This window comes from Chryseobacterium sp. II3a (assembly GCF_057815135.1).
In genome coordinates, this window is sequence record NZ_JBYPZJ010000006.1 from 141,092 (window position 1) to 166,937 (window position 25,846).

Below are 25,846 nucleotides of genomic sequence, written 5' to 3' on the forward strand. Positions count from 1 at the left end.
TTGCCATGAATACATCAATGGTTTTATAAAAGCTTATTACAATTATTTTTTCCAATTGGCTATGTTCCTATATGGTTTGATATTTTATAACCACATAGAAATATAGGATTGAGTAATTTCATGATTATTAGTGTATTAGTGGCAAAAAACAAGAGGCTGCCAACAATGTGGCAGCCTCTTTTAAATCTGTTATGTTAAAGGATTTCGTATCTCGTTTTGATACTGTATTTCAGTTTGATGTTTTCGATATTATCAAAAGAAAAATCTACCGGAGCATCTGCCATTTCAAGCTGTACATTATTCATTCTGCTTTTGTAGGCAACCGGCATCACTGTGTCGCTGGTATAATCTTCAATCTCTACAATTTCAAGAACATTACCCACTTTTTTGCCCATGCTTTCCAACAGATAATCTGCCTTTTCTTTCGCTGCTTTTAAAGCATTAATCTTTACAGCTTTTCTGAAATCTGCAATCTTGGTGTTTTTTACTTCTGAGATGCTTAGATTGCTTACCCATTTCTGGTTCAGGTCTTCAAATACTTTGCTCAGGTTTGATTTTGCACTGGCTTTAAACTCATAGCTCTTAGAAAACTTCCCGTTTTTGGCATAAATGTTTTGGTACATCGACTTGAATTTGATATCCTCATTCTTTACTCCTGCATTCTTCAGAATATCGAACATCTTCTTTTCATTGTCTGCAAGATCGTTTTTGTTATCTGCTTTTATTCCGATGTTGAAGATCACTTCATCCGGTTCTATTTCCATTTCAGCAACACCTGTTACTTCAATTCCGTTTTTCTTTACTTCCTGAGCGTTTACAAAACTTCCCAGCGTTACAATTCCGATTAATAAAAAATGTTTCAATTTCATAATTTCTTGTTTTTACTTTTAAATTCTGATGTAAAATTAGGCAGATCTGGAGCCGGAAATTGGAAGACTTGGTGGAAGAAGGCTTTCACTTGGTGGATACATAAAAAAAGACAGTTCATATAGAAACTGTCTTTTATAAAGTATATTTTATATTCGTAAACGGGGAAAGATAATAGTTAATAAAGGAAATATACCTTTGAAATTTTATGGTCTTTAATTTCATAAATCGCAGTAGCTTCTATCTTCTGACCAGGTTTTATTCCGGAAACACTTTCCTTGTCAATAACCGTATTATGATTAATGATTCTCTGTTTTATCTCACAATGCAGGTCCGGTACCTTTTTAAATAGTGCTTCATATGTTTTTCTCATACTTTCTTTACCTTTACTTCGCAAAGTATTGGGAAATGAATAGATTTCAACATCTTCCGCATAGGGTTCAAGAAAAGCATCTATATTTCGTGCATTATAGCCATTTACCTGCTGCTGTACAAGTATCTCAGGGGTAATCTTCAGTATTTTATGAGGATCGAACGTCTTGCCGTTCTTGATAACAGTTTCAATTTTGGTTAAATTGTTCAGATCTTCAATGGGATCGGCACTAAGAAGAACAAGATCCGCGGTTTTTCCAGTTTCAATACTGCCATATTGCGCCTCTTTATTAAGGATTTTTGCCGGGTTTATTGTGGCTGACTGCAGAATCTGCCAGTTGCTCAGCCCACTTTCTTTCATTGCATTGAGTTCACTCATAAAAGAAGAGGCATGCTGGGTTCCTATATTTCCTGCATCTGTACCGGCTGCAATCGTTACCCCTCCATCTGCAAGCCTTTTTAAATTGACCTCCCGGATAGAATCCACTTTGGAAACATAAGTTTTCATCTGTTGTGAATTAAATCTTACCTTATATTTTTTAATCCATGTTGAATCAGCAGTCTCTTCCAGATGCTTCAGATCGTAGATTGAACCAATACTTTTCGGATTGGAGTTTTCCAGTTCATAGGTGTTGTAATGCTTCTTTTGGCCATAGGTATCATAATAGTTGTCAGATACAGTCAGGGTAGGACAAAGGACGATTTTTCTGGATTTTAAAAGTTTTATAAAATCATCAGAAACTATTTCATCTTCGATATTATGAACCAGATAATCGGCTCCGTTCAGAACTGCTGTTTCGGCTGTAAAGCGTTCTGTGGCATGAACAGCAACTTTTAAATTGTTCTTATGGGATTCCTCAATAATGGTCTTAATCACAGGCTCGAGCTTTTTAGTCTGCTCTTTTGCTTTTTGAGGATCTTTTTCCAATATAATGTACCATATTTTGATAAAGTCAGGCTTATATGGAAGCTGTTCCTGAACATACTTTTTTGCATCTTCAACAGTTAGTGCCAGTTTAAAAGGTTCGTCTTTATCAAGATTTTTAAAAGCTTCCGGTTCATATGTCGTGATAAGAGGGCCTGACATATATACAGAAGGAAGGTCCTCTTTCTTTTTTAAGGAGTCCCGGAGTGTAAGAAAATTATAGGTAGCCCCGGGATCAATTACAGAAGTAATTCCTGACCGCAAATAATATTGAAGGAAATTCTCCATATGATGATGTGCCCAGCTGATTTCCTGCTCATAGGGAACATGTTTTTTCAGATTAAGTGCATCGGGTCTTGTATACAATCCACCACTCTGAAAAAAATGGATATGCGAATCAGTCATTCCGGGAATGAGATATTTTCCTTTACCATTGATAATATGCGAGTTTTGAGGGATTTTTACCTGTTTATTGGATTTAATAGCAGTAATGACGCCATCAGTAATGATCACTGTTTGGTTAGGAATCATTTTTTTATGGATAACATCAGCTATGTTAACATTTTGAATATAAGTCTGTGCTTTGATACCACCAAAGCAACAAACCAAAGCCAATAGGAACTGAAATTTTTTCATGATCTCTTTTAAGTGAAGTACAAATATACATAAAGCCTTATTCGATAGAATCAAAAATTGTAAACGGTTTTTAAAATGCAGTTGGTTACCAGGTAAATATAGAGAAATGCAAACTTGGTGAAATTATATTTTGACTTGGTGAAGGATAGAAGCTGATCGATAAAGTTTTACTTACTTTGCACTAAAGATTTAAAATCCGTGAAATTAGTTTTTAAAATACTGTTTATTTCAATATTGATGATGGGGAATTACTTCTCAGCACAGGACACTACGAAGGTTTCGCAGGCAGTGAAAGCTGTCGCGAAATTGAAGAGAGCAGTAGATAAAAATGACAATAAAGGGGTTGCTGATGCTTATGTTGGGATGGCTAATGATTATTACAGCCAGGGAAATTATGCCAAAAGTGAAGAGTATCTGATTAAAGCTAAAAATCTTTATCAGAATCTAAATGATAAGAAAAATCTGGAAATCGTTACCCGAAGATTAGCCCAATCTCAGGAAAAACAAAATAAAATTACCCCGGCTATCAGTAATTACAATATGGCGGCAGAGATGTCTTATAGTACAAAAAGCAGGGCCGTTAATTCAAATGATGCAGCAAGGCTTTCTTCTCCGGCACCTGAAGTGAAAGCAGAGGCCATTCAGAATAATATTAATTTAAGCAAAAAGGAGAATGAGCAGGCTGATGTTGCAATAGGCTACAGCCAATTGGCAGATATCAATATCCAGCAGAAAGATGTTGCCAAAGCTGAAGAAAACCTTAATGCAGCCTATAAAATTTCTAAAAAAGAAGCTCCTCAGCAAGCACTGGAAATTAATCAGAAGCTGGCCAATCTTTATGTTGAAAATAAAAACTTTGATAAAGCGATTGAAGCCAAAAAAAAGGTTTTAAAGGAAGATTTTGTAAAGGATAATTCTCAGGAAAAAGTTAATCAGATTCAGGAACTGGCCGATATTTATATTAAAAAGAATGATCCTAAAGAAGCCGTAGATCTTTTGAAAAATGCATATGGAATTGCTTTGGATAAAGGCCATACGCTGGAAGCTCAGAAGAGTGTGAAGAAACTGGACAGTTTATATGCTATTTCAGGAAATGTTGATGCTTCTGTTCAACTGTACAGAGATTTTCTTGGGAAACTTCCTAATCTGGTTTCCAAAGACAGAAGTCTGGTAGATAATAAGATACTGGAAGATACGGAACAGAGAATTTCTCAGCTTGAAAAGGAGAAAGAACTAAAAGATGAACTTATCCGTAAGAAAAATATCTTTAATTATGGGTTGATCGGAGCTTTGATTTTGTTGACCGGTCTCATTATTTTTATTTTCAGAACCCTGAAGAAAGTCCAGGTTAAGAATAAAAAAATAGCCCTTCAGTCTCTCAGACGGGAGATGAATCCCCACTTTATTTTTAACAGTCTGAATAGTGTCAATCACTTCATTGCCACCAATAATGAGTTGGAAGCTAATCAATATCTGACTAAGTTCTCCAAACTGATGAGAGGGGTTATGGAAAACTCTACCAATGATTTTATTCCTTTTCAACAGGAGCTGGATCTTCTGCAAAACTATCTGGCGCTGGAGAAAACACGTTTTGCAGATAAATTTGATTATGAAATTGAGGTAGATGAAAGCCTGAATCTTCAAAGTTTGCAGGTTCCGGGAATGCTGGTACAGCCGTTCCTTGAAAATGCCATCTGGCACGGACTGCGTTACAGAACAGACAAAGGCTTTTTAAAATTAAACTTTGAGAAAAGGGATAAATATCTAAAGATCATTATTGAAGACAACGGAATAGGAATTGAGGAAAGTAGAAAACAGAAAACCCACCATCAGAAAACCCGTGAAGGGAGAGGAATGAAAAATACCCTGGAACGAATTCAGCTATTGAATGATCTGTATAAAAAAGATATTGCCTGTTCTGTAAAAGATAAGGAAAATCATAGCGGGGTTTTAGTCACTATTCAGATTAATCTGGCATAAAAACAATACCATGAAAAAAAATATATTTCTATTCACTTTGATGGTTAGTTTGTTTTCGGGAATGGTAACTGCCCAGGATATTGACAGTGTCAGACTGACTCATATTCTTAAAAGCCTGAAACTGGATAAAACCAAGATCAAAGAAGAGCTTTGTACTGAAAAGAAAATGCCTAATGTTGAAGACTCTTATATTTCAGTCATTCCAGTGGTTGTGAGCCAAGAGGAAGAAGAGTATGTTTTTACAGTCAAGAACTATATTTTAATCACAGACAGCAAAGGAATCATAAAGAACAAATATCTTGATCCTACGGAATTGAATTCTGATGCTATAACCCTAAGAAGCTTTGCCATTGATACCGGACTGTATAATATCAGCCCGAATGTTCGTGCTTTTGGAGTAAAAGCAGATTTTGTAGGAAGCAGTAAGCCCAACCCTTATGCTTCCGGTACCATATCAATGTATTATCCGGAAGGGAAAACCCTGAAAAAAGTTCTTGATCAGTTTGAATTAAATTCTACAACAGGGGAGTGGGATACCCGATGCAACGGTGAGTTTAAAGATGATCACTCTTACATCATGATGGATGCATCCAAAACGAATAATTTTACAGATCTTACAATTAAGACCATTTCTGTAACTTCCATAAACAAAGAAATAAAAGGAGAATGTGAAGAAAAAAAAACTTCAAAAACATTCTATAAAACACTGAAATTCAAAAACGGAAAATATCAGTAGTTTTCCAAAATGGTATTCTAAAGAAATTTTTTATTATAATTACTTTTTAGTGTAACCACAATGATATAAATATTGTCTTATTAGTATAAAACTAATCAGATGAATATCAACAATAAAACAGCGCGATTAGCAGGATTTATTTATCTTGTTGTCATCATCACCGGCTTTTACAGCCTAATGTATGTACCCTCACAGCTTATTGTATGGGAAGATCCGGGACTTACTTTTCGTCATATTTCTTCATCCGCTTCTCTATTCAGGTCGGGTATTGCAAGCAGTATGCTTTGCTATATTGCTTTTGCATTACTCCCTTTGGTTTTGTATCAGTTGTTAAAAGAAACTCATAAAAATGCAGCAAGATTGATGATGATTTTTGCGATCATAAGCGTTCCTATTTCATTTATTAATCTTCAAAGTAAGTTTTCTGTACTTACCCTTGTTGAGGGGGCTGATTATTTAAAAGTATTTGATGCCAAACAGTTACAGGCTCAGGTGATGCTTCTGCTGAGTAATTATAATAAAGGAATTTTAATTGTTCAGGTTTTCTGGGGTCTTTGGTTATTTCCCTTCGGTTATTTAGTGTACAGATCCGGTTTTTTACCCAAAATCTTAGGTGTTTTTTTAATGCTGGGCTGTTTGGGTTATATCATGAATGTTCTTGGAAGAACTATGATTTCTGATTTTTCGGAGTATGCAATATCAGGATATATCACATTGCCCGCTTCAATAGGTGAAATAGGAATGTGTCTGTGGTTACTGGTTGCAGGAGTGAAAAATAAATCTGTTAATAATATTCATAAAACTAATATATCATGAATAATTCTATCCAATTAGAAGACACTCCGGTAAATGTTAAGGTTATACTTGCCGGCCTCTGGACCTCTGTTACATTATGTTATTTATACGGCGATTACTTCGAGTTATATACTCCCGGGAAAACTCAGGGGCTTGTGGATGGGCATAATCTATTGAATACTCCATTGAATTTATTAATAGCTGCGGTAGCCCTGGCAATACCAGCCGTCATGGTATTTCTTTCCCTTATTCTGAAACCTGCTATCAACAGGATGCTCAATATTGCTTTCGGAATCTTTTTCACTGTGGTGATGCTACTTATTGGCATTTCATCGTTTTCAGAATGGTATCTATTCTATGTTTTTCTTGCAGCAGTGGAATGCATCATCACGATATTGATTGTAATATATGCCTGGAAATGGAAAAGAATATGAGTTGCATTAGGAAGATTGCGGGGTTGATCAAATATTCCTAATTTGCATCTGCAACCTATACCTGCAACCTAATATTTAAATCCAATGAAGATTAAAGCTGTAATCGTAGATGATGAATTGATAGCAAGAGAAGTATTGAGAAGCTATCTTACTAAATACTGCCCGCAGGTAGAAATTCTGGGTGAAGCGGAAAATATTAAAGAAGCTGTACCCCTGATTGCAGAGAAACAACCCCAATTGGTTTTTTTAGATGTAGAAATGCCTTTCGGGAACGCTTTTGATGTATTGGAAGCTACGAAAGAATTTTCCTATGAGACTATTTTTATTACTGCATTTTCACAGTATTCTTTACAGGCTTTAAATAAATCTGCAAGTTATTATATTCTGAAACCAATTGACATTCAGGAACTCATTCTGGCCGTAAATAAAGTAGTTGAGAGCCTTGAAAAAAAAGAAGAGCTGAACCGGAATAAAATTCTATTGGAAAATTTGAAATTAAAACCCGAAAAACAACAGCTTATTCTTCCTACTTTACAAGGTTTTGATGTGGTGAAAACAGAGGATATTGTAAGACTTCAGGCAGACGGAAACTTTACTCAGGTGTATCTTACGGATGGTTCAAAAAAAATGGTATGCCGATTTTTGAAACATTTTGATGATCTTTTGGAAAATCCTTTTGTAAGAGTTCACCGTTCTCATATCATCAATACATCTTTCGTTAAATCTTACCATAAAAGCGGAACAGTGATGCTGGCTGACGATACTGAAATTGAGGTTTCAGGAAGCTTTAAAGATAATTTTCTGAAGGTCTTTTCCTAGAATTTATCGTTCCTTAACAACCCAAAGGCACTATTTTTGACGTTTTTATCAGAATCACACAAAATATTTCTGTTATGAAAACCTTTCACAAAATAATTCTTCCCGTTTCATTGGGAGCTTTAGCCTATATTGCTTTTCATTCATATTCTGTAGGAATTCCGAGGGGAGCGGTGGCAGTAAAGAATTTTGATGTTAAAAAATATCTCGGAAGATGGTACGAAATTGCCCGTTTTGATTATAGATTTGAGAAAAACATGAATAACGTCACTGCAGAATATTCAGAAAATTCTAATGGGAGTATTCAGGTTAGAAATAAAGGGTATGATTATATCAAAAAAGTATGGAATGAGTCTATTGGGGAAGCTAAATTTGTTAAAGATTCCACTGAAGCCCGGCTTAAAGTATCTTTTTTTAAACCCATATGGGCCGGTTATAATGTCATTGACATTGATGAAGATTATCAATATGCTCTGGTAGCAGGAAGCAGCCTAAAATATCTGTGGATCCTCTCCAGAACCACTACCATCCCGGAAAGCATCAGACAACGTTTCATTGAAAAAGCCAGAAAGATTGGCTATAATACGGATGAGTTGATCTGGGTAAACCATAATCAATAGGAAAGTAGAAAGGCAAATCATACTATTGCAGATTTGCCTTTTATTTTTAGAAATATATAGTCATTATCAATGTCATTGACTACGTCGAATCTTGGATTTCTGACGAAGAAGAATCACATGTATGACTTAGATTCTTCATTTCAATCCATTACATTCAGGATGACAGAATATAATAATTAAATATGCACTTTATCTTTTATCCTTTAATATATTCCTTCCATTCTTCAAAACGATAATCAATGACCTGCTTCATCAGATCATAATTTTCATAAGTATCTTCAATGTGATAGAAGGTTTCATATTCATAATCGTTTTCTTCTGCCTTGGTATCAAAAAGATTTACGTAATCATCTGCAAAAGAACTGTATCTGTTTCCAAAATCGGTATCATCTGCGTAATAATCTTTTGCAAAGCTGTTTCCAAGATCATTCAGATCATATTCCGAGAATTTTCCGTCACAAGAATCCATGATAAATTCAGCGCCTGTAATTTCTCTTCGTTTTACTTTTTCAATTTCCTCTTCATTATCTTCCTTCAATTCATCAGAGATCAGATCATTATGGATGCACCAATTTAGGAACATACCAGTGTGTGTTGCTCCGTTTTTCTGAGGAAGTCCTTCAGGAAAATCACCGCCATAATGCCATGAGGCATCATCATATTTAGACATAACTTTAACTAATTTCCGTCAAAAATAGAAAAAATCAATTTATATTGTCGCAGCCGCATATTTTTCCGTCATTTGCAGGAGAATTTTTTTTCAAGAATCTCATATATGGAAAAAGCAATCCTCATCACTATTGGTGACGAAATCCTTTCTGGAAATACAATAGATACAAACTCCAATTTTATTGCTACTGAACTAAAGAATATTGGAATAAAGGTTGTACAGATCTTTACGATTTCAGACGAAATTGAAACGATTAAAAATACATTAAGTACAGCTTTTGAATTGGGGGATCTGGTCATTACCACCGGAGGGCTGGGACCTACAAGAGATGATAAAACAAAAAAGGCACTTGCAGAGTTTTTCAATGATGAAATCGCTCTTGATGAAGTTACTTTTAATCATCTTAAAGGATATATGGAAAGACGAGGACGGACAGATATCCTGGAAAGAAATAAAGAGCAGGCCTTTGTTCCTACAAAATCTATTGTTTTTCAAAACCATTTTGGTACAGCACCATGCATGATGATGGAACTGAATGGAAAGCTGAGTTACAGTTTGCCAGGTGTTCCTTATGAGGTAAAACCATTGATTAAAGACCAGATTATTCCTTATTTACAAGAGAAATTCAATCTTAATTACATCCATTCAAGAATTGTTTCTGTGGTAGGGATTCCAGAGAGTATTCTTGCCGATACTATTGAAGATTGGGAGCTTGCCCTTCCTGAAAATATTTCCTTGTCTTATCTTCCGGTGGGAACCCGGGTTAAGTTGAGATTAACAGCATCAGGAGAAAATGAAGAAGCTTTAAAACAACAGACAGAAGATGAAATTCAAAAATTACTTCCGCTCATAAAGGAGAATGTAATTGCTACATCTGAAGATAAAATTGAAAATATCCTGGCAGAAATTCTTACCGAGAGAAAACTGACTATTTCAACTGCAGAAAGCTGTACTGGAGGAGAATTGGCGAAAATGATTACTTCAGTTGGCGGAAGTTCAAGATACTTTTTGGGTGGAATGGTTGCCTATGCCACGGAGAAAAAAATAAAAATTTTAAATGTTTCCAGAGAAACGGTAGATCAGTTTACCGTAGTTAGTGAGCAGGTGGCACAGGAAATGGCAAAAGGATGCCAGGAGTTGTTTGATACTCATATTTCCCTTTCTACTACTGGAGTGGCAGGCCCGGCAAAAGGGGAAGATGGTAAAGATATAGGAACGGTTTTTTATACGATACGGATCAATAATCAGGAAGTTACTTCAAAATTATATATGCCTCATCTGGAAAGAGTTGATTTTATGAATTTTGTTTCCCAAAAAGTGATTCAAGACCTTGTAGGACTTTTAATAAATCAATAAACATAAGACTGATTTTTTAATTTTTTTTTAATGAATTTTTGAAGGGTTTTTCACACTTTTTGAGCATCATTCATTAAAATTTTAAAATCGTGGAAAATTCCAAACAGATTTTTCAGACCAACAACAAGAAACGCTGGAAAAGTGTACAATGGGGCAGCCGTATCTTTATTTTTGTTGCGGCGCTCCTTCTGCTAGCGTTAGGCCTGATGATGACCCTGGACAAAAGTCCAAAAATTCCTTTCAAAGAAGATTATAAAGCTGTTATTACGGCCAATAAACCTTACCTTCAGGAGAATAAAATTTCTAAAGAATATAAAGGTTTCAGAAGTTTTATTTCTGAAAAAAATATTCATACCAATCTTGCTAAGATCGAAAAAGCGAGAGCAGAACGATATAAAAATCAAAATAGAAACTGGGCTCAGTTTCCTGGAGGAATTCGTTCTGCATTTTATGTAGCATGGGACCCGCAGTCTTTAATGTCTTTGAAACGAAATATCAAACATGTCAATCTGGTTTTCCCGGAATGGTTTTTCCTTGATCCTAAAACAGGAGACTTGAAGACTAATGTTGACCCGGAAGGATATAAAATTATCAAAAGAACAGGAGTGGCAGCTATGCCTATTCTTAGTAATAATTCTAATCAGGAATTCCGTGCTGAAGGACTGGGAAAAGTTTTGAATGATCCGAAGAAAAGAACTGCTCTTATCCAAAAGCTTACCCAGCAATGTCTCAAATATCATTTCAAAGGTATTAATATTGACTTTGAAGATATGAACCTTAATTCTGATGAAAATCTGATTGCTTTCATGAAAGAGCTTTCAGAAACATTCAAACAGAATCAATTACTGGTAACAATGGATATTATGACGGATAATGATGATTACAATATCCCTAGACTCGATCCGTATGTAGACTATTTTGTGTTGATGGCTTATGATGAATATTCAGCAGGCAGTGATGCCGGGCCTGTTTCTTCACAGAAATGGATCGAAGCTCAGACGGGTAAAATTATTAAACAAACTTCTCCTCATAAAATCATTCTTGGACTGGGAGCGTATGGATATGACTGGAGTTCCAACAAAGATGACAATACTTCCGTAACGTACATGCAAGCGATCACTAAAGCAAGTGCCAGTAAAGCGGTTATAGATTTTAATGATAATACCTTTAATCTGAATTATTCTTATACAGATTCCAAGAATAATACCCATACCGTATTTTTCAATGATGCAGCATCTATTTTTAATACTATGCGTTTTGCATCGGAATATCCGTTGGCCGGAACAGCATTGTGGAGATTAGGAAGCGAAGACAGCAGAGTCTGGAATTACTATGATAAGGATCTTACATTTGCCGGACTTTCTAAGTTGAATTTGAAAACGCTGGAAAATGTAAAAGGACAGACCATGGTAGATTACATTGGAGATGGAGAAGTATTGGATGTTCTGAATACTCCTCATGATGGGAAAATCGCTTTGGAGGTAGATCCGAAAGAGAAAATTATTACCGATGAGAACTATATTACCTATCCAAGTTCTTATGAAGTAAAAAAATATGGAAGTGCTCCACAGAAAGAATTAGTATTGACATTTGATGACGGACCGGATGAAACTTATACTCCTCAGGTATTAGATATATTGTCCAAATACCATGTTCCGGCCGCCTTCTTTTTGGTAGGTTTAAATGCAGAAAAGAACCTTCCGCTGGTTAAAAGAATCTATCGTGAAGGCCACGAAATAGGAAATCACACCTTTACCCACGAAAATGTGGCGAAAGTAAGTCCGGAAAGAGCTTTACTTGAAATGAAACTGACCAGACTACTGATAGAATGTATAACAGGACACAGTACAATTCTTTTCCGTGCTCCTTATAACGCAGACTCTGAGCCCACTACTTCAGAAGAGATTATTCCGGTAGCATTGGCAAGACAGCAAAATTACCTGGATATCGGGGAAAATATTGACCCTGAAGACTGGCAGCCAGGAATAAAAGCAGATGAAATTGTAAAACGGGTAATGGCTGGGATTAAGCAGGAGAGAGGGAATATCATATTGCTTCACGATGCTGGTGGTGATACCAGAGAAGAAACCGTAAAAGCGTTGAAGATTTTGATTCCAAGCCTTCAAAAACAAGGCTATCATTTTACCAATCTTACCAGTATTCTACACAAGAGCAAAAGCGAGCTGATGCCTGAAGTTCCTAAAACCAGAGCTTATTATATCATGCAGCTTAATCTGGTGCTGGCAACCATCATCTATGGAGTAAGCCACTTTTTGGTTGCCTTGTTTACTATTTTCATTGTGTTGGGGTTGATAAGATTATTATTAATGGCTTACTGGGCTTTTAAAGAAAGAAAAAAAGAGAAAAAGCTAAGTGAGTTTCCAATCCTTGAATCTTATCCAAAGGTTTCCATCATTGTACCGGCTTACAATGAAGAAGTGAATATTGTTTCTTCTTTGAATAACCTTTTAAAGCAAACCTATCCGAACTTTAACATCATCATGGTAGATGATGGAAGTAAAGATTCAACGTATAAAAAAGCTAAAGAAGCATTTCCGGATCATCCGAAATTAGAAATATTCACCAAAACGAATGGTGGAAAAGCTACAGCCTTAAACTTTGGAATATCACAGACGGATGCTGAATATGTAGTTTGTATAGATGCAGACACCAAACTGCAGCAGGATGCTGTGAAATATCTGATCGCAAGATTCCTGAATGCCGGCTCTGAAGAGAAAATAGCCGCAGTAGCAGGAAATGTAAAAGTAGGGAATACCGTAAACTGGCTGACCAAATGGCAGGCAATAGAATATACTACAAGCCAGAATTTTGACAGACTGGCGTACGCCAATATTAATGCAATTACTGTTATTCCTGGAGCCATTGGAGCGTTTAATAGATCTGTGATTCTTGAAGCAGGAGGATATTCTTCTGATACACTGGCTGAAGACTGTGATATTACCGTGAAAATTTTAAAAGCCGGATATACCGTCGCCAATGAAAACAGAGCTGTTGCTGTAACGGAAGCTCCGGAAACGGTAAGACAGTTCCTTAAACAACGTTTCCGCTGGACCTACGGAATCATGCAGATGTTCTGGAAACAAAGACAAACTTTCCTTAATCCTAAATACAAAGGATTAGGACTTTGGGCAATGCCGAATATTTTACTGTTCCAATATATCATTCCATTTTTCTCACCATTGGCAGATGTGATCATGTTCTTAGGAATTTTATCAGGAAACGGGGGGAAGATATTCAGCTATTATCTGATCTTTCTTTTGGTGGACGCATCCCTTGCCTTAATAGCATTTATTATGCAACGGGAAAAACTAGTGAATCTGCTCTATATCATTCCGCAAAGATTCGGGTATAGATGGCTGATGTATATCGTATTATTTAAAAGTTTAAGAAAAGCATTGAAAGGCGAAATGCAGTCTTGGGGATTCCTGAAACGTACAGGAAATGTAAAAGAGATAGCAACGACTTAAAAGGTTAGAGGCTGGAAGATAGGAGCTGGAGGATAGAGGTTGGAAGCTGGAAGTTGGAAGTTAGAAGGTACTTTTAGTTGTAATATTACTGAATGTTGCTCTAAACCACTTGAAAGAAGATAAAGAAATAGAGTAGTTATTCTTTATGGTTTTTATAACTTCCAGCTTCCAACATCTAGCTTCAGGCCTATCCAATTTATAAATTCTTATCGCGCTCTGATTGTATTTGTTTAAATTTGTTTCACAAAAAAGTAACAAATAAGAAATAAATCATACATATTGTATAAATTGTTATCATAATGAAAAAACTAACGCTTTCTTTGTTTCTAATAGCAGGGATCTGCTCTCAAAACACGATGAGTGCACAAGGCACAGCTGCTAAAGTAGCAGTAAACAATACAGATAAAGGTTTAGACCTTAGCTTAATGGACACTTCAGTACGCCCACAGGATGATTTTTATAATTATGTGAGTGGAACATGGATGAAAACAGCAAAAATCCCATCTGATAAAGCAACTTGGGGAAGCTTTAATAAATTGGCTGAGGATACGGATAACAATTCCATGACCATCCTGAACTCTCTTTTGAAAGATAAGTTTACAGACGGAAGTGAAGGTAAAAAGATCCAGGATCTATATGCATCTTATATGAATATGCAGAAGAGAAATGCTGACGGAATTAAGCCTATTCAGGAAAATCTGAATAAAATTGATGCAATCAAAAATATGGCTGACCTTCAGAACTATCTTATTTCTGTAACAAGAGAAGGTGAAAATATTTTCTACGGATGGGGAGTATACGCTGACTTGAAGGATTCTAATATGAATGCTGTTTACTTAGGAGATGCTTCTCTTGGATTAGGAAGAGACTATTACCAGAAAGTAAATGAAAAAAATACAGAAGCTATTGCTGAATATCAGAAATATGTAGCTTCCATGCTGAAAGAATTAGGATATAAAAATGCTGATGAAGCAGCAAAAGGGATCGTAAACTATGAAAAAAGTATTGCACAAACGCTTTTAACTAATGAGCAAAGCCGTGATAATACCCTTCAGTATAACCCTAAGACTATGGCTGAACTTTCAGCTTTGGTAAAAGGAGTTGATATTCCTGCTTATCTTAAAAAAGTTGGAGTAAATACAGATAAAGTAATTATCGGAGAATTGAATTACTATAAAAATTTCGATAAACTGGTCAATGCACAGAATCTTCCTGTAATTAAAGATTATCTGAAATTCCACATGATCAGCGGAACGGCTTCTTATCTAAGTGAAAAACTAGGAGATATGAAGTTTGCATTCTATGGTAAATACCTAAGAGGTCAGCAGGAGCAAAGAGCTTTGAACAAAAGAGGGTATGAATTAATCAATGGAAACTTAGGAGAAGCTTTTGGTAAACTATACGTTGAAAAATACTTCCCGGCAGAAGCTAAAGCTCAAATGGTAGAATTGATCGACTACTTAAAGAAAAGCTTTGTAGTTCATATCAATAATTTAGCATGGATGTCTTCTACTACTAAGGAAAAAGCTCTTAAGAAGTTGAACAAATTCACTGTAAAAGTGGCTTACCCAGATAAATGGAAAGACTATTCAAAATTAGAGATTCTTTCTGAAGCTAAAGGAGGTACGTTATACAAAAACCTTCAGAACATTGGAGAATGGCAATACAACAGAGAATTAGCTAAAGTTGGAAAACCAGTTGATAAAACAGAATGGGGAATGACTCCACAGACTGTAAATGCTTATTACAACCCGGTATATAACGAAATCGTATTCCCTGCAGCAATTCTTCAGCCACCATTCTTCAACCCTAAAGCTGATGCAGCTGTAAACTTTGGAGGAATTGGTGCTGTTATCGGTCACGAAATGAGCCACGGATTCGATGATTCAGGAGCTCAGTTTGATGCAGATGGTAACTTGGTAGACTGGTGGACTCCGGAAGATAAAGCTAACTTCGAAAAAGCGACAAAAGCTTTAGCTTCTCAATATGACAAGTATGAGCCTGTAAAAGGAACATTTGTAAACGGTACTTTCACAAATGGGGAAAACATTGCTGACTTAGGGGGAGTAAATATCGCTTATGATGCCCTTCAAATGTACTTAAAAGATAAAGGAAACCCAGGAAAAATCAGTGGATTTACTCAGGATCAGAGATTCTTCCTAAGCTGGGCAACCGTTTGGAGAACTTTATCAAGTGAAAAATATATGGTTAACCAGGTGAAGACAGACCCGCACTCTCCAGGCTACTTCAGAAGCTTTGGTCCGCTAATCAACGTTGATGCCTTCTACAAAGCGTTCGATGTGAAAAAAGGAGATAAACTATACAAAGCACCGGAAGAAAGAATTAAAATCTGGTAAAATAGACAAACCGTTCAGCAATGAGCGGTTTTTTTGTTTTCAAGGAATAAATTTTAGGAATTAAAAAGAAATTTTTAACTGTAACTTTTAGTATAATTTTTAGTAAAACGAAGGGAAATATTAATAATTATTCGTGAATAGTGTAACGAATTGTAAATCAATATGTACTTATTTGTTATAAAGTTAATACTATGAGAAAACTGATACTTTCCCTATTCTTACTCACAGGGATCTGCACTCAGAATTTGGTGAATGCACAGACTAAAACTATTAAAACTGCAGTAAGAATTGTAGATAAAGGACTAGACCTTTCTGCAATGGATACTTCAGTACGTCCACAAGATGATTTTTATAATTATGTGAACGGAACCTGGATGAAAACAGCTCAAGTCCCTTCAGATAAACCAGCTTGGGGAAGCTTTGATAAGCTCGCAGAAGATACGGATAACAACTCTATGACAATTCTGAATTCTCTTTTAACAGACAAATTTACAGACGGAAGTGAAGGAAAAAAAATTCAGGATCTGTATGCTTCTTATATGAATATGCAGAAGAGAAATGCTGATGGAATTAAGCCTATTCAGGAGAAGCTTAGTAAAATTGATGCCATTAAAAACCTTACTGATCTTCAAAATTATTTGATTGCTGTAACAAGAGAGGGAGAAAACAATTTTTACATATGGTCTGTAAGTGCAGATCGTAAAAATTCTAAAATGAATGCTATTTACTTAGGCGTTCCGGCTTTAGGGCTTTGGGGAAGAGACTATTATCAGAAAGTCAATGAGAAGAATACGGAAACCCTTGCGGAATATCAAAAGTATGTTGCTTCAATACTCAAAGAATTAGAATATACTCATGCAGATGAAGCCGCAAAAGGGGTGGTAGAGTATGAAAAAAGTATTGCAAAAACTTATCTCACCAATGAACAGAGTCGTGATAATACACTTCAATACAACCCACAGACTATGGCTGAGCTTTCGGATCTGGTAAAAGGAATAGATCTTCCGGCTTATCTTAAAAAAGTAGGAGTAAATACAGATAAAGTGATTATTGGAGAACTTAATTATTATAAAAATCTGGATAAGTTAGTCAATGAGAAAAACCTTCCCGTGGTTAAAGATTATATGAAATTCCATCTAATTAATGGAAATGCGGCCTATTTAAGTGAAAAGATGGATGCTATTAATTTTAATTTCTTTGGAAAATACTTATTTGGGCAGAAAGAACAGAGAGCCTTGAATAAAAGAGGCCTTGAATTAATTAACAGAAATATAGGAGAAGCTTTTGGAAAGCTATATGTTGAAAAATATTTTCCTGCAGCATCCAAAGCCCAAATGGTTGAGCTTATTGATTATTTAAAGAAAAGTTTTGCTGTTCATATCAAAAATTTAACATGGATGTCACCAGCCACTAAAGAAAGAGCCATGGATAAGCTTAATAAATTTAGTGTAAAAGTAGGCTATCCTGATCAATGGAAAGATTATTCAGCTTTAGAAATTATTCCGGGAAGTTCATTGTATAACAATCTTCAGAATATTGCTGTATGGAACTATAGTAAAAAGTTGGAAAAAATAGGAAAACCAGTTGACCGATCAGAATGGGGAATGACTCCACAGACTGTAAATGCGTATTACAGAGCGGTGAACAATGAAATTGTATTTCCGGCAGCCATCCTCCAACCACCGTTTTTTAACCCTGAGGCTGATGCGGCTGTTAATTTCGGAGGAATTGGTGGAGTCATCGGCCATGAAATAAGCCATGGATTTGATGATTCAGGAGCTCAGTTTGATGGCGACGGAAATCTAGTAGACTGGTGGATGCCTGAAGATAAAGCCAATTTTGAGAAAGCAACAAAAGCTCTTGCCGCACAATACTCCCAATATGAACCGGTAAAAGGATCTTTCATCAACGGAATCCATACGAATGGTGAAAATATTGGAGATTTGGGTGGAGTAGCGGTAGCCTATGATGCTCTTCAAATGTATTTAAAAGACAAAGGAAATCCAGGAAAGATCAGTGGTTTTACTCAGAGCCAACGGTTTTTTATGGGCTGGGCTACTGTATGGAAAACAAAAGCACCTGAAAAATATCTTCTTCTTCAGATCAAAATTGATAAACACTCACCAGGGTATCTCAGAAGTTTTGCCCCATTAATTAATATTGATTCATTTTATGAGGCGTTCGATGTGAAAAAAGGAGATAAACTATACAAAGCACCGGAAGAAAGAATCAAAATCTGGTAAAATAGACAAACCGTTCAGCAATGAGCGGTTTTTTTAATTAGGTAATAGGTAATAGGTAATAGGTAATAGGTAATAGGGCGGCACATACGAACTATTTTAACCAAAAATCAATAAGGAATGACTACCATCATTCCCATCCTCCGGAGGGGTGTCAAAAATTCTTTGAATTTTTGACGGGGTGGTTCATTCACACACATACAACAACCCTATACAAAATTAAAATAATGAACCCATTAACCCTTACCCTTAAATTTTAAACCTCAAAACTCACTATTATTCTTATCAATTAGCAATTATCCTTCATCACTTACCATTAAACTTTGTATATTTGATAAGTTTGTGTATAATCAAAAATTATCTTCAATGAAAAAGCTAAATATTGGTATACTTGCCTTCTCAGGTATTGTATTGCTAAATTCGTGTGGTGCAGCAAAAACTGCAGGGACAGAGACAAAAACAGAGGCTGCTGCAAAAGTTGCAACACCGGCAAAAGAAGAAGTAAAAGAGGAAGGAATCAATTTATCTTATATGGATAAAGGTGTTCGTCCACAGGATGACTTTTTTAGCTATGTGAACGGAAATTGGGTGAAAACTACTCAGATTCCTTCAGATAAAGCCAATTGGGGCTCTTTCAATGCTTTGAGAGAAAATGTAGATGATGCTTCATTGGATATTTTGAATAAAATCCTTTCCGAAAACTATACGGCAGGTTCTGAAGGACAGAAAATCCAGAGCCTTTATGCATCTTTTATGGATACAGCGAAAAGAAATGCAGACGGATTAAATCCTATCAAAGCAGATCTTGCAAAAATTGATGCCATTAAAAATCTTAATGAGTTTCAGAAATACCTTTTAGAAGCTACAAAAATAGGAGATAACTCCTTTTACGGATGGAGAGCCGGAGCTGATATGAAAAACTCCAAAATGAACGCTGTATATCTTGGTGGTCCGGATCTTGGTTTAGGAAGAGATTACTATCAGAAAGTAAACGAAGCTAATACTAAAACATTAGGACAATATCAGGCTTATGTTGGAAAACTATTCGGTGTTTTAGGCTATAAAAACGCTGCTCAGGCGGCACAGAATGTAGTGGATTTTGAAAAGCAGCTGGCCAACTATTTACTGACATTGGAGCAGAACAGAGATGCTAATCTAAGATACAATCCTAAAAATGTTTCTGAATTATCTGGAGTAGTGAAAAACGTTGATCTTGCAAAATATCTTAAAGATGCAGGAGTAAATACAGACAGAGTAATCATCGGAGAACTGAAATACTACCAGAATATGGATCAGTTTATCACGCAGAAAAACTTACCTTTATTGAAAGACTACCTGAAATATCACCTGATTAATGGTAATGCAAGTAACCTAGACGAAAATCTTGAGCAGATCAGATTTGATTTCTATGCAAAAGATCTACAAGGGCAAAAAGAGCAACGTCCTATGAACAAAAGAGGTTTAACGCTTGTGAATGGTGTTCTTGGAGAAGCATTCGGGAAATTATATGTAGAGAAATACTTTACTCCAGAAGCAAAACAGCAGATGGAAACTTATATTGATTATCTTTTAAAATCATTCAAAGCCCATATTGCGAACATCGACTGGATGTCTCCAGAAACAAAAGTAAAAGCTCAGGAAAAACTATCCAAGTTCACAGTAAAGATTGCTTACCCGGATAAATGGAAAGATTATAGCCAATTAAAAGTAGAATCTCCAAAACAAGGAGGATCATTATATGCTAACTTACAAAATGTATCAGCTTGGCAATATCAAAGAAACTTAGATAAAGTAGGAAAGCCCGTGGATAAAACAGAATGGGGAATGTCTCCGCAAACAGTAAATGCTTACTATAGCGGATCAAACAACGAGATCGTATTCCCGGCAGCCATTCTTCAACCCCCTTTCTACAATCCTAAAGCAGATGCCGCCGTAAACTTCGGTGGAATCGGAGCTGTAATCGGTCATGAGATTTCTCATGGCTTTGATGATAGTGGTTCCCGTTTCGATGGTGATGGAAACCTTAACAATTGGTGGACGGATGCTGATCGTAAGAATTTTGACGCAAAAGTGGCTCAGTTAGCAGCTCAGTACAGTGCTTATGAACCTGTAAAAGGAAGCTTTGTGAACGGTAAATTTACAAGTGGAGAAAATATTGGTGACTTAGGTGGAGTAGCAGTAGCTTATGATGCTCTTCAAATGTATCTTAAAGATAAAGGAAATCCAGGGAAAATCAGTGGATTCACTCAGGATCAGAGATTCTTTATGAGTTGGGCTACCGTTTGGAGAACAAAAGCAACCAATGAATATATGATTAACCAGGTGAAAACAGATCCGCACTCTCCGGGAATGTACAGAGCATTCGGGCCTTTGGTGAACCAGGATTCTTTTATCAAGGCATTTGATATCAAACCAGGCGATAAAATGTATAAAACTCCTGAGGACAGAATAAAAATTTGGTAAGAAATACCAAAAGAATTGTTAGAAAAGAAAGAATCCGTCTCGAATATGAGGCGGATTCTTTCTTAATATGCTTTTTTATAATTCCGGATAACGAATTTTATTCCGGTTTCTATAATATCTCCCATCGTTTTGCAATATTTGAAATTGACATCATAGGTAAGCTTTTGCAAAGCTGTTTTGAGTTCTGTAATATGAGCTTCCGGTGCAATATTTTCCTTTTTCATAATAGAAATAAGTTCATCAAACCTGTTTTTGCTGCTGGTGACTCTTTTTACAATTTGTGAACGCACCTCTTTACGATACTGTTCTATAGAATTTGGCTTTAGTTTTTCCAATACCATAGTGACCATCAAGTTATTTTCTTTGAAATACTGGGGAAGATAAACCTTCAGATTCCCTTCATAGCTTTGCTGGTCAAAATCGATGGGGCGAATTCTATAGATAACCTGATCAAAGTCGTGTATGGGAATGACCACATAATTATAAGAACGCATATCACCGAGTAAGCCAATGAGACAACGTTCATTGAATTTTACAAATTCCTTAGAAATCTGCGCCTTTTCCAACTCTGTACACTGAGGTAAATGTTTCTGAATAAACACATCACCGGGAATTCCTAAGATATGTTCTTCTATCAAAGTGTTTTTATAAATCAGGAAATTAATTCGGTTGGGGGAAAGCAGATCTTCTAGTTCCAGTCCGTATATTCGGGAAGCATCTGCCTGTTTAATATAAAAATTAGTGTAATTATCATTCAGAATATTTCTTACCCGAATTCGAAAAGGTTTAGAATTGCCGAAAGTACAGAAGTCGATTGTATCCACCGTCAGATAAGGTAAAGTAGCTTCATCACCATCAGAATGAAGAAGGGTATAAATTTTATTTAAATTAGCCTCTATTTCTTTAAACTCGTATTCAGGATACATTACACCGAGCCATAAAGTATCTTTGCCCTCTTTGTCCAGAATATTTACACTATCTGTGAATCGTAATAAATCCTCATACAGAAATTTAATTTTGGTAGTTCTGTTATGCTTTTCCAAATACTGTTCTAATGCTTCTGAAACAGGATATATGGGTTTTCTGAATGCAATCTTTACATCTTTCATATTCTGTTTTCTTGATTTAAATATAAAGAAAATTTCTTCCTCAGGTTGCAGAAGTTCTTATTTTAATATAAGTTCAGCATAAGGTATTTCGTTTTTTAATGATGTCAGGACCCGGAAAAAGACAGTTATTGAAATTAAAACAGAACTTAAGACATTTCTAATGACCTTTTTTCTATACATATCAAGATTTTAAGCGTTGATATGTGTAACTTCTATTCTCCTTTTCTATCCTCTGACCAAATAATATTAATTTCTAATTCTGACCCGCTTAAGTTTATTTATTTTTTCATAGCTTAGTGACATTGTAAAATGTTGATTTTATGTTGAATAAATGTAGGGGAAATTAAATAATTTAAGAAAAATTTTGTATGTTACAGTTTTTTTTTAAATTTAAACTTTGGATTCGTAATTTATTTGATTTATCTGTAAATTACTAAAAGACAGATCCAAACCAAAATAGTAAATCTCAAAATAATAATAATATGGCAATGTTTAATTATGGTGTTGGCGGAAACGAAGTAAAAGTAGACGCTAATGAAGCTATTCAGGAAATACAGGAAAATAAATCACTGATAGTAAGCCAGCTTACAACAGAAGAATCTTATAACCCTGAAATTGTAACAGGATTAAAAACTGTGGAAGATGTGTTCAGACACTTTCAACCTTCTGTAGCAGTACAGCATGAAACAGAAGACGGAGGATTGGTTGACGAAGAATTCCGTTTTCAAAATCTTGGAGACTTTACTCCTAAAAGCCTTACTCAGAAATCTGACTATCTTCAGCAGCTGAGCATGGAACAGGAGCAGTACAACAAAATTGTACGTCAGTTGAAAACCAATAAAATTCTTCGTAATATGCTGGAGAACGACCAGACAAGAGCGGCGTTCATCGAAGTATTGAAAGAAGTAGCACAAGAACTTGAAAAATAATTAAAGACTTACATTAAATCATGGATAGCAAATTACAGGCGCAAGAAAGCCAGCAGCAGGGACAACAGCAGCAGCACTCGGGGCAGCCAAAGGGCAACCCGCTTGCAGAGCTCAATAAATTGGGAGGTTTTGGCTTTGTTGAATCCGTTGTAGACGGTATCGCCAATATGAACCCAACAAGAAAAGCTAGGAAAGAAATCTTCCTTAACGATAACAATAAATCAGAAGAAAGAAAAGAACTTCTTCAAAAGATTAACCTTTGGGTAAACCTTTTGGAAGGTAGTGAATCTGCTGATAAAATGGCAGATACATGCAAAACCAAAGCACAACAGGCTGATCAGAACTTAAAGAAAAATCTGAAAAATACACTGGATGCAGTTCGTATGTTAGAAACCAACTACAGAACCGTAGCTCAATTCTATAAAAATACAGAATTGGATAAAGTGGATAACGTAAGTATTGTGAATGCAAGCCTTGATCAGGTTTCAGACTTAGATAATCCTTTATTCATTGATGCCATTGCTGAAGAATTCAAAAATTACTACGACCGTTTAGACCTTAGAGATAATTACTCACTTCTTGCTATTCCTGGATACTTAGGATCTAATAAAGTTGTTGAAAAGTGGGCTAAAATCTGTAACGAGAACAAAGTGATGATGGTTACAGACTTTGCTAACCTTGATAAACCGGATGACGTTGTAGACTTATTCCATTCTGCCAACCTTACAGGTGGAGAACTTCACAGAAGTAACGTGATCATGACGTGTAACTGGCTAGTAGGACGTGGAAAAGCTGAAGAAGTAGGAGAAGAAGAAAACGTAGAACTTCCACCATCCACTTCATTAGCAGGTAAAATCCACAAGACATTAATGTCTCAGGTAGCGGCAGGTAAGAAACACGGTAATATCAACGAAGTAGACGCTGTAAAATTCGAATTGAAGAAAAGTGAAATTTCTCAGTTGGAAAAAATGGGTCTTGTACCAATGGTTAACGAATATGGTAAAATTATGGCTTTCTCTGCGAAGACATTATTTACAGGAGACAACATCGGTCTTCAGACGTATTCAGTAGTTCGTGTATTCGACTATGTAACTAAAGTATTATTAGATTTCCTGAACAGAAGAGCCTTCGAAAACTGGAATGCTAAAAACGAAGATGATTTAAGAAGACAAATCGTAACCTTCCTTGATAACATCAAAGGACCGGACAAATTGATCGAGAAATTTAAGATTGTTCGTTTCGAACAGGATAGAGTAAACAAAGACAGAGTATGGCTGGATATTCGTATGACGCCTTATTTCCCTACAAAAAGTTTCGTTATTAAACTAGACGGACATAAAGGAGATGATGGTAACGAATGGGATGCACAATACACTCAGGAATAATAATACCTTATTTTAAATATAAAAACCGATGCATTTTTTACATCGGTTTTTTTCTACCAATACCTATGAATATTAAAATGAATATTAAACTTGCCATTGGCCTGCCACTCGCCCTGATGGTATTTTTGATAAGCTGTGAAAAAAAATATCAGAGCCCTGACCAATATGAGGAAGATCTTTTTGCTGACGAACGTCAGGAAGGAAAAGCTTATATCATGAGTCCAGAAGAATGCTTTGATGGCAGTGAACTGGTGTTAGCAAGCTCGGAAGTAAAACTGGCAGACAGTTCAAAGGGGCGTGGAAAACCGTTTTTCCTTTATAAAGTAAAATCAGGGAGAATTGTAAAAACAGTAAGAGATTCCACGTTGGAAATGCCAATGATGTTTTTATCTCCTCACAAGATAAAACTTAAAGAAGATTCTATGTACTTATATCTGAAAAAATTGAATGGGTATCGTTTTATTGCGAAAGACAGAAACCTCAAATACCAATGGTTAAGAGGTGCGTCTGTATATTCTGTGAAGAAAAAATAAAATAAACCTATCTTTGCGTTTCTGAAATAATGCAGGGCGAAGAGATAGAACCTCTTCAGCGACTTAAATTGATTGGTTTTTGGAAAAGAATAATACAGCTTCAGAGTTTCTTCATGTAGGAAACAGGCTTTTGGAATGGTATCGCAATAATGCAAGGGATCTGCCTTTCAGACAGACAAAAGATCCTTATAAAATCTGGATCTGTGAAATTGTATTTCAGCAGACAAGAATTAATCAGGGGCTTAATCATTATAATAATTTCATTAAAAGATTTCCAGATGTAAAAACTTTGGCTGAAGCTGAAGAAAATGAAGTTTTACTTTATTGGAAAGGCTTAGGATATTATTCAAGAGCGATTAATATTCATAAAGCTGCTCAGCAGATTATGAATGATTACGATGGTATATTTCCCAATCAGTACGAAGAAATTTTAAAGCTGAAAGGAATTGGTAAATATACGGCTGCAGCTATTTCAAGTATTTGTTTTAATGGAAAAATGCCAGCCGTTGATGGTAATTTTTACCGGGTTCTCAGTCGTTTCTTTGCAGACGATTTTGATATTTCAAATTCGAGGGCTTTTACTTATTTTTCAGAGCTGGCAACTTTGATAATGCCGGATAATGTTGGAGATTTTAATCAGGCGATGATGGATATTGGCTCAGAAATCTGTAAACCTAAAAATCCATTATGTGGTGAATGTCCGATAAATGAAGACTGTCTTGCTTTTTCTTTACAAAAAATTTCAGATTACCCTGTTAAAACAAAAAAAGTAAAGGCTGAAGATCTTGCTTTAACCTATTATTTTGTTCAGAGAAATGGTAAATTTCTTATCCGTCAGAGAAAAGATGACTTTATCTGGAAAAAATTATTTGAATTTCCAACTTCTATTTCTGATGAAATGGAAACCTTTATTACAGGCTCGAAGACCGTTAATCATAAGCTGACACACAAGAATTTAAGCATTGAAATATTTAAGGTTGAGGTACCTTCAGAAGATATCTGGAATAGTTTTATGACTGAAAATCAATACCAGATTACCGATGTTGAGGGGTCTCATGAAAAATCCTTTCCGAAGCCTCTGGAAAATTACATTCAAAACTCATTGAAAGACTGAAATTTGTCTTCCGAAATCTGA

At 35.7% G+C, this 25,846-nt stretch carries 19 protein-coding genes; 15 read left to right on the forward strand and 4 right to left on the reverse strand.

Annotated features, from left to right (window positions below; translation table 11 throughout):
- Positions 1-194 precede the first annotated feature (194 nt).
- Positions 195-869 (reverse strand): SIMPL domain-containing protein, encoded by a 675-nt coding sequence (locus tag AC3HD6_RS15565; RefSeq protein WP_488897165.1) that lies wholly within the window; start codon positions 867-869, stop codon positions 195-197.
- A 176-nt stretch (positions 870-1,045) separates the two neighbouring features.
- Positions 1,046-2,800: an amidohydrolase family protein gene (locus tag AC3HD6_RS15570; protein ID WP_488897166.1), complete on the reverse strand. Its 1,755-nt coding sequence runs from the start codon at positions 2,798-2,800 to the stop codon at positions 1,046-1,048.
- A 198-nt stretch (positions 2,801-2,998) separates the two neighbouring features.
- Here AC3HD6_RS15570 and AC3HD6_RS15575 point away from each other — a divergent pair, with 198 nt between their 5' ends.
- The 6 genes from AC3HD6_RS15575 to AC3HD6_RS15600 all read left to right on the forward strand — a co-directional run bounded on the left by AC3HD6_RS15575 (position 2,999) and on the right by AC3HD6_RS15600 (position 8,181).
- A complete protein-coding gene (locus AC3HD6_RS15575) occupies positions 2,999-4,780 on the forward strand; it encodes a tetratricopeptide repeat-containing sensor histidine kinase (RefSeq protein ID WP_488897167.1) in 1,782 nt (593 codons plus the stop codon).
- A gap of 10 nt (positions 4,781-4,790) precedes the next feature.
- Entirely contained in the window at positions 4,791-5,516 is a 726-nt protein-coding gene (locus tag AC3HD6_RS15580) for a PA3715 family protein (protein WP_488897168.1), read from the forward strand.
- 99 nt (positions 5,517-5,615) lie between these two features.
- Entirely contained in the window at positions 5,616-6,332 is a 717-nt protein-coding gene (locus AC3HD6_RS15585; protein WP_488897169.1) for a DUF4386 domain-containing protein, read from the forward strand.
- A complete protein-coding gene (locus tag AC3HD6_RS15590; RefSeq protein WP_488897170.1) occupies positions 6,329-6,745 on the forward strand; it encodes a DUF6326 family protein in 417 nt (138 codons plus the stop codon). Before AC3HD6_RS15585 ends, AC3HD6_RS15590 begins: the two co-directional genes overlap by 4 nt.
- 84 nt (positions 6,746-6,829) lie before the next feature.
- Positions 6,830-7,564, forward strand: coding sequence for a LytR/AlgR family response regulator transcription factor (locus tag AC3HD6_RS15595; RefSeq protein WP_068941858.1), 735 nt, complete (start codon positions 6,830-6,832; stop codon positions 7,562-7,564).
- A 74-nt stretch (positions 7,565-7,638) separates the two neighbouring features.
- Positions 7,639-8,181: a lipocalin family protein gene (locus tag AC3HD6_RS15600; protein ID WP_488897171.1), complete on the forward strand. Its 543-nt coding sequence runs from the start codon at positions 7,639-7,641 to the stop codon at positions 8,179-8,181.
- Positions 8,182-8,377: 196 nt separating this feature from the next.
- Here AC3HD6_RS15600 and AC3HD6_RS15605 read toward each other — a convergent pair whose 3' ends face one another.
- A complete protein-coding gene (locus tag AC3HD6_RS15605) occupies positions 8,378-8,851 on the reverse strand; it encodes a DUF7832 domain-containing protein (RefSeq protein ID WP_068941862.1) in 474 nt (157 codons plus the stop codon).
- Positions 8,852-8,956: 105 nt separating this feature from the next.
- Between AC3HD6_RS15605 and AC3HD6_RS15610 the strand changes: the two genes are divergently transcribed.
- The 5 genes from AC3HD6_RS15610 to AC3HD6_RS15630 all read left to right on the forward strand — a co-directional run bounded on the left by AC3HD6_RS15610 (position 8,957) and on the right by AC3HD6_RS15630 (position 20,755).
- Positions 8,957-10,207 (forward strand): CinA family nicotinamide mononucleotide deamidase-related protein, encoded by a 1,251-nt coding sequence (locus AC3HD6_RS15610; protein ID WP_488897172.1) that lies wholly within the window; start codon positions 8,957-8,959, stop codon positions 10,205-10,207.
- Positions 10,208-10,296: 89 nt separating this feature from the next.
- On the forward strand, positions 10,297-13,695 hold the full coding sequence (locus AC3HD6_RS15615) for a trifunctional glycoside hydrolase family 18/polysaccharide deacetylase/glycosyltransferase family 2 protein (protein ID WP_488897173.1): 3,399 nt from the start codon (positions 10,297-10,299) through the stop codon (positions 13,693-13,695).
- Positions 13,696-13,994: 299 nt separating this feature from the next.
- Positions 13,995-16,052, forward strand: coding sequence for a M13 family metallopeptidase (locus AC3HD6_RS15620; protein ID WP_488897174.1), 2,058 nt, complete (start codon positions 13,995-13,997; stop codon positions 16,050-16,052).
- A gap of 191 nt (positions 16,053-16,243) precedes the next feature.
- Positions 16,244-18,295 (forward strand): M13 family metallopeptidase, encoded by a 2,052-nt coding sequence (locus AC3HD6_RS15625; protein ID WP_488897175.1) that lies wholly within the window; start codon positions 16,244-16,246, stop codon positions 18,293-18,295.
- 363 nt (positions 18,296-18,658) lie between these two features.
- Positions 18,659-20,755: a M13 family metallopeptidase gene (locus AC3HD6_RS15630; RefSeq protein ID WP_488897176.1), complete on the forward strand. Its 2,097-nt coding sequence runs from the start codon at positions 18,659-18,661 to the stop codon at positions 20,753-20,755.
- Positions 20,756-20,817: 62 nt separating this feature from the next.
- On the opposite strand, the gene AC3HD6_RS15635 is transcribed toward AC3HD6_RS15630, so the two are convergent.
- Entirely contained in the window at positions 20,818-21,864 is a 1,047-nt protein-coding gene (locus AC3HD6_RS15635; RefSeq protein WP_488897177.1) for a hypothetical protein, read from the reverse strand.
- 482 nt (positions 21,865-22,346) lie between these two features.
- On the opposite strand from AC3HD6_RS15635, the gene AC3HD6_RS15640 reads away from it, so the two are divergent.
- The 4 genes from AC3HD6_RS15640 to mutY all read left to right on the forward strand — a co-directional run bounded on the left by AC3HD6_RS15640 (position 22,347) and on the right by mutY (position 25,825).
- Positions 22,347-22,793, forward strand: coding sequence for a hypothetical protein (locus AC3HD6_RS15640; protein ID WP_488897178.1), 447 nt, complete (start codon positions 22,347-22,349; stop codon positions 22,791-22,793).
- A gap of 20 nt (positions 22,794-22,813) precedes the next feature.
- The gene (locus tag AC3HD6_RS15645; protein ID WP_488897179.1) at positions 22,814-24,178 is read left to right on the forward strand and encodes a DUF5458 family protein; all 1,365 of its coding nucleotides are present in this window, start codon (positions 22,814-22,816) and stop codon (positions 24,176-24,178) included.
- A 77-nt stretch (positions 24,179-24,255) separates the two neighbouring features.
- Positions 24,256-24,711: a hypothetical protein gene (locus AC3HD6_RS15650; protein ID WP_488897180.1), complete on the forward strand. Its 456-nt coding sequence runs from the start codon at positions 24,256-24,258 to the stop codon at positions 24,709-24,711.
- A 79-nt stretch (positions 24,712-24,790) separates the two neighbouring features.
- Positions 24,791-25,825 carry an A/G-specific adenine glycosylase gene (gene mutY, locus AC3HD6_RS15655; RefSeq protein WP_488897181.1) on the forward strand — a complete coding sequence of 345 codons (1,035 nt, stop codon included), beginning with the start codon at positions 24,791-24,793 and terminating at the stop codon, positions 25,823-25,825.
- Positions 25,826-25,846: the final 21 nt, after the last annotated feature.

Excerpts from the sequence above, each read along its gene's own strand:
- AC3HD6_RS15565 (WP_488897165.1), bottom strand. The coding sequence starts at position 869 with ATGAAATTGAAACATTTTTTATTAATCGGAATTGTAACGCTGGGAAGT.
- AC3HD6_RS15570 (WP_488897166.1), bottom strand. The coding sequence starts at position 2,800 with ATGAAAAAATTTCAGTTCCTATTGGCTTTGGTTTGTTGCTTTGGTGGT.
- AC3HD6_RS15580 (WP_488897168.1), top strand. The coding sequence starts at position 4,791 with ATGAAAAAAAATATATTTCTATTCACTTTGATGGTTAGTTTGTTTTCG.
- AC3HD6_RS15585 (WP_488897169.1), top strand. The coding sequence starts at position 5,616 with ATGAATATCAACAATAAAACAGCGCGATTAGCAGGATTTATTTATCTT.
- AC3HD6_RS15590 (WP_488897170.1), top strand. The coding sequence starts at position 6,329 with ATGAATAATTCTATCCAATTAGAAGACACTCCGGTAAATGTTAAGGTT.
- AC3HD6_RS15595 (WP_068941858.1), top strand. The coding sequence starts at position 6,830 with ATGAAGATTAAAGCTGTAATCGTAGATGATGAATTGATAGCAAGAGAA.
- AC3HD6_RS15600 (WP_488897171.1), top strand. The coding sequence starts at position 7,639 with ATGAAAACCTTTCACAAAATAATTCTTCCCGTTTCATTGGGAGCTTTA.
- AC3HD6_RS15605 (WP_068941862.1), bottom strand. The coding sequence starts at position 8,851 with ATGTCTAAATATGATGATGCCTCATGGCATTATGGCGGTGATTTTCCT.
- AC3HD6_RS15610 (WP_488897172.1), top strand. The coding sequence starts at position 8,957 with ATGGAAAAAGCAATCCTCATCACTATTGGTGACGAAATCCTTTCTGGA.
- AC3HD6_RS15620 (WP_488897174.1), top strand. The coding sequence starts at position 13,995 with ATGAAAAAACTAACGCTTTCTTTGTTTCTAATAGCAGGGATCTGCTCT.
- AC3HD6_RS15625 (WP_488897175.1), top strand. The coding sequence starts at position 16,244 with ATGAGAAAACTGATACTTTCCCTATTCTTACTCACAGGGATCTGCACT.
- AC3HD6_RS15630 (WP_488897176.1), top strand. The coding sequence starts at position 18,659 with ATGAAAAAGCTAAATATTGGTATACTTGCCTTCTCAGGTATTGTATTG.
- AC3HD6_RS15635 (WP_488897177.1), bottom strand. The coding sequence starts at position 21,864 with ATGAAAGATGTAAAGATTGCATTCAGAAAACCCATATATCCTGTTTCA.
- AC3HD6_RS15640 (WP_488897178.1), top strand. The coding sequence starts at position 22,347 with ATGGCAATGTTTAATTATGGTGTTGGCGGAAACGAAGTAAAAGTAGAC.
- AC3HD6_RS15645 (WP_488897179.1), top strand. The coding sequence starts at position 22,814 with ATGGATAGCAAATTACAGGCGCAAGAAAGCCAGCAGCAGGGACAACAG.
- AC3HD6_RS15650 (WP_488897180.1), top strand. The coding sequence starts at position 24,256 with ATGAATATTAAACTTGCCATTGGCCTGCCACTCGCCCTGATGGTATTT.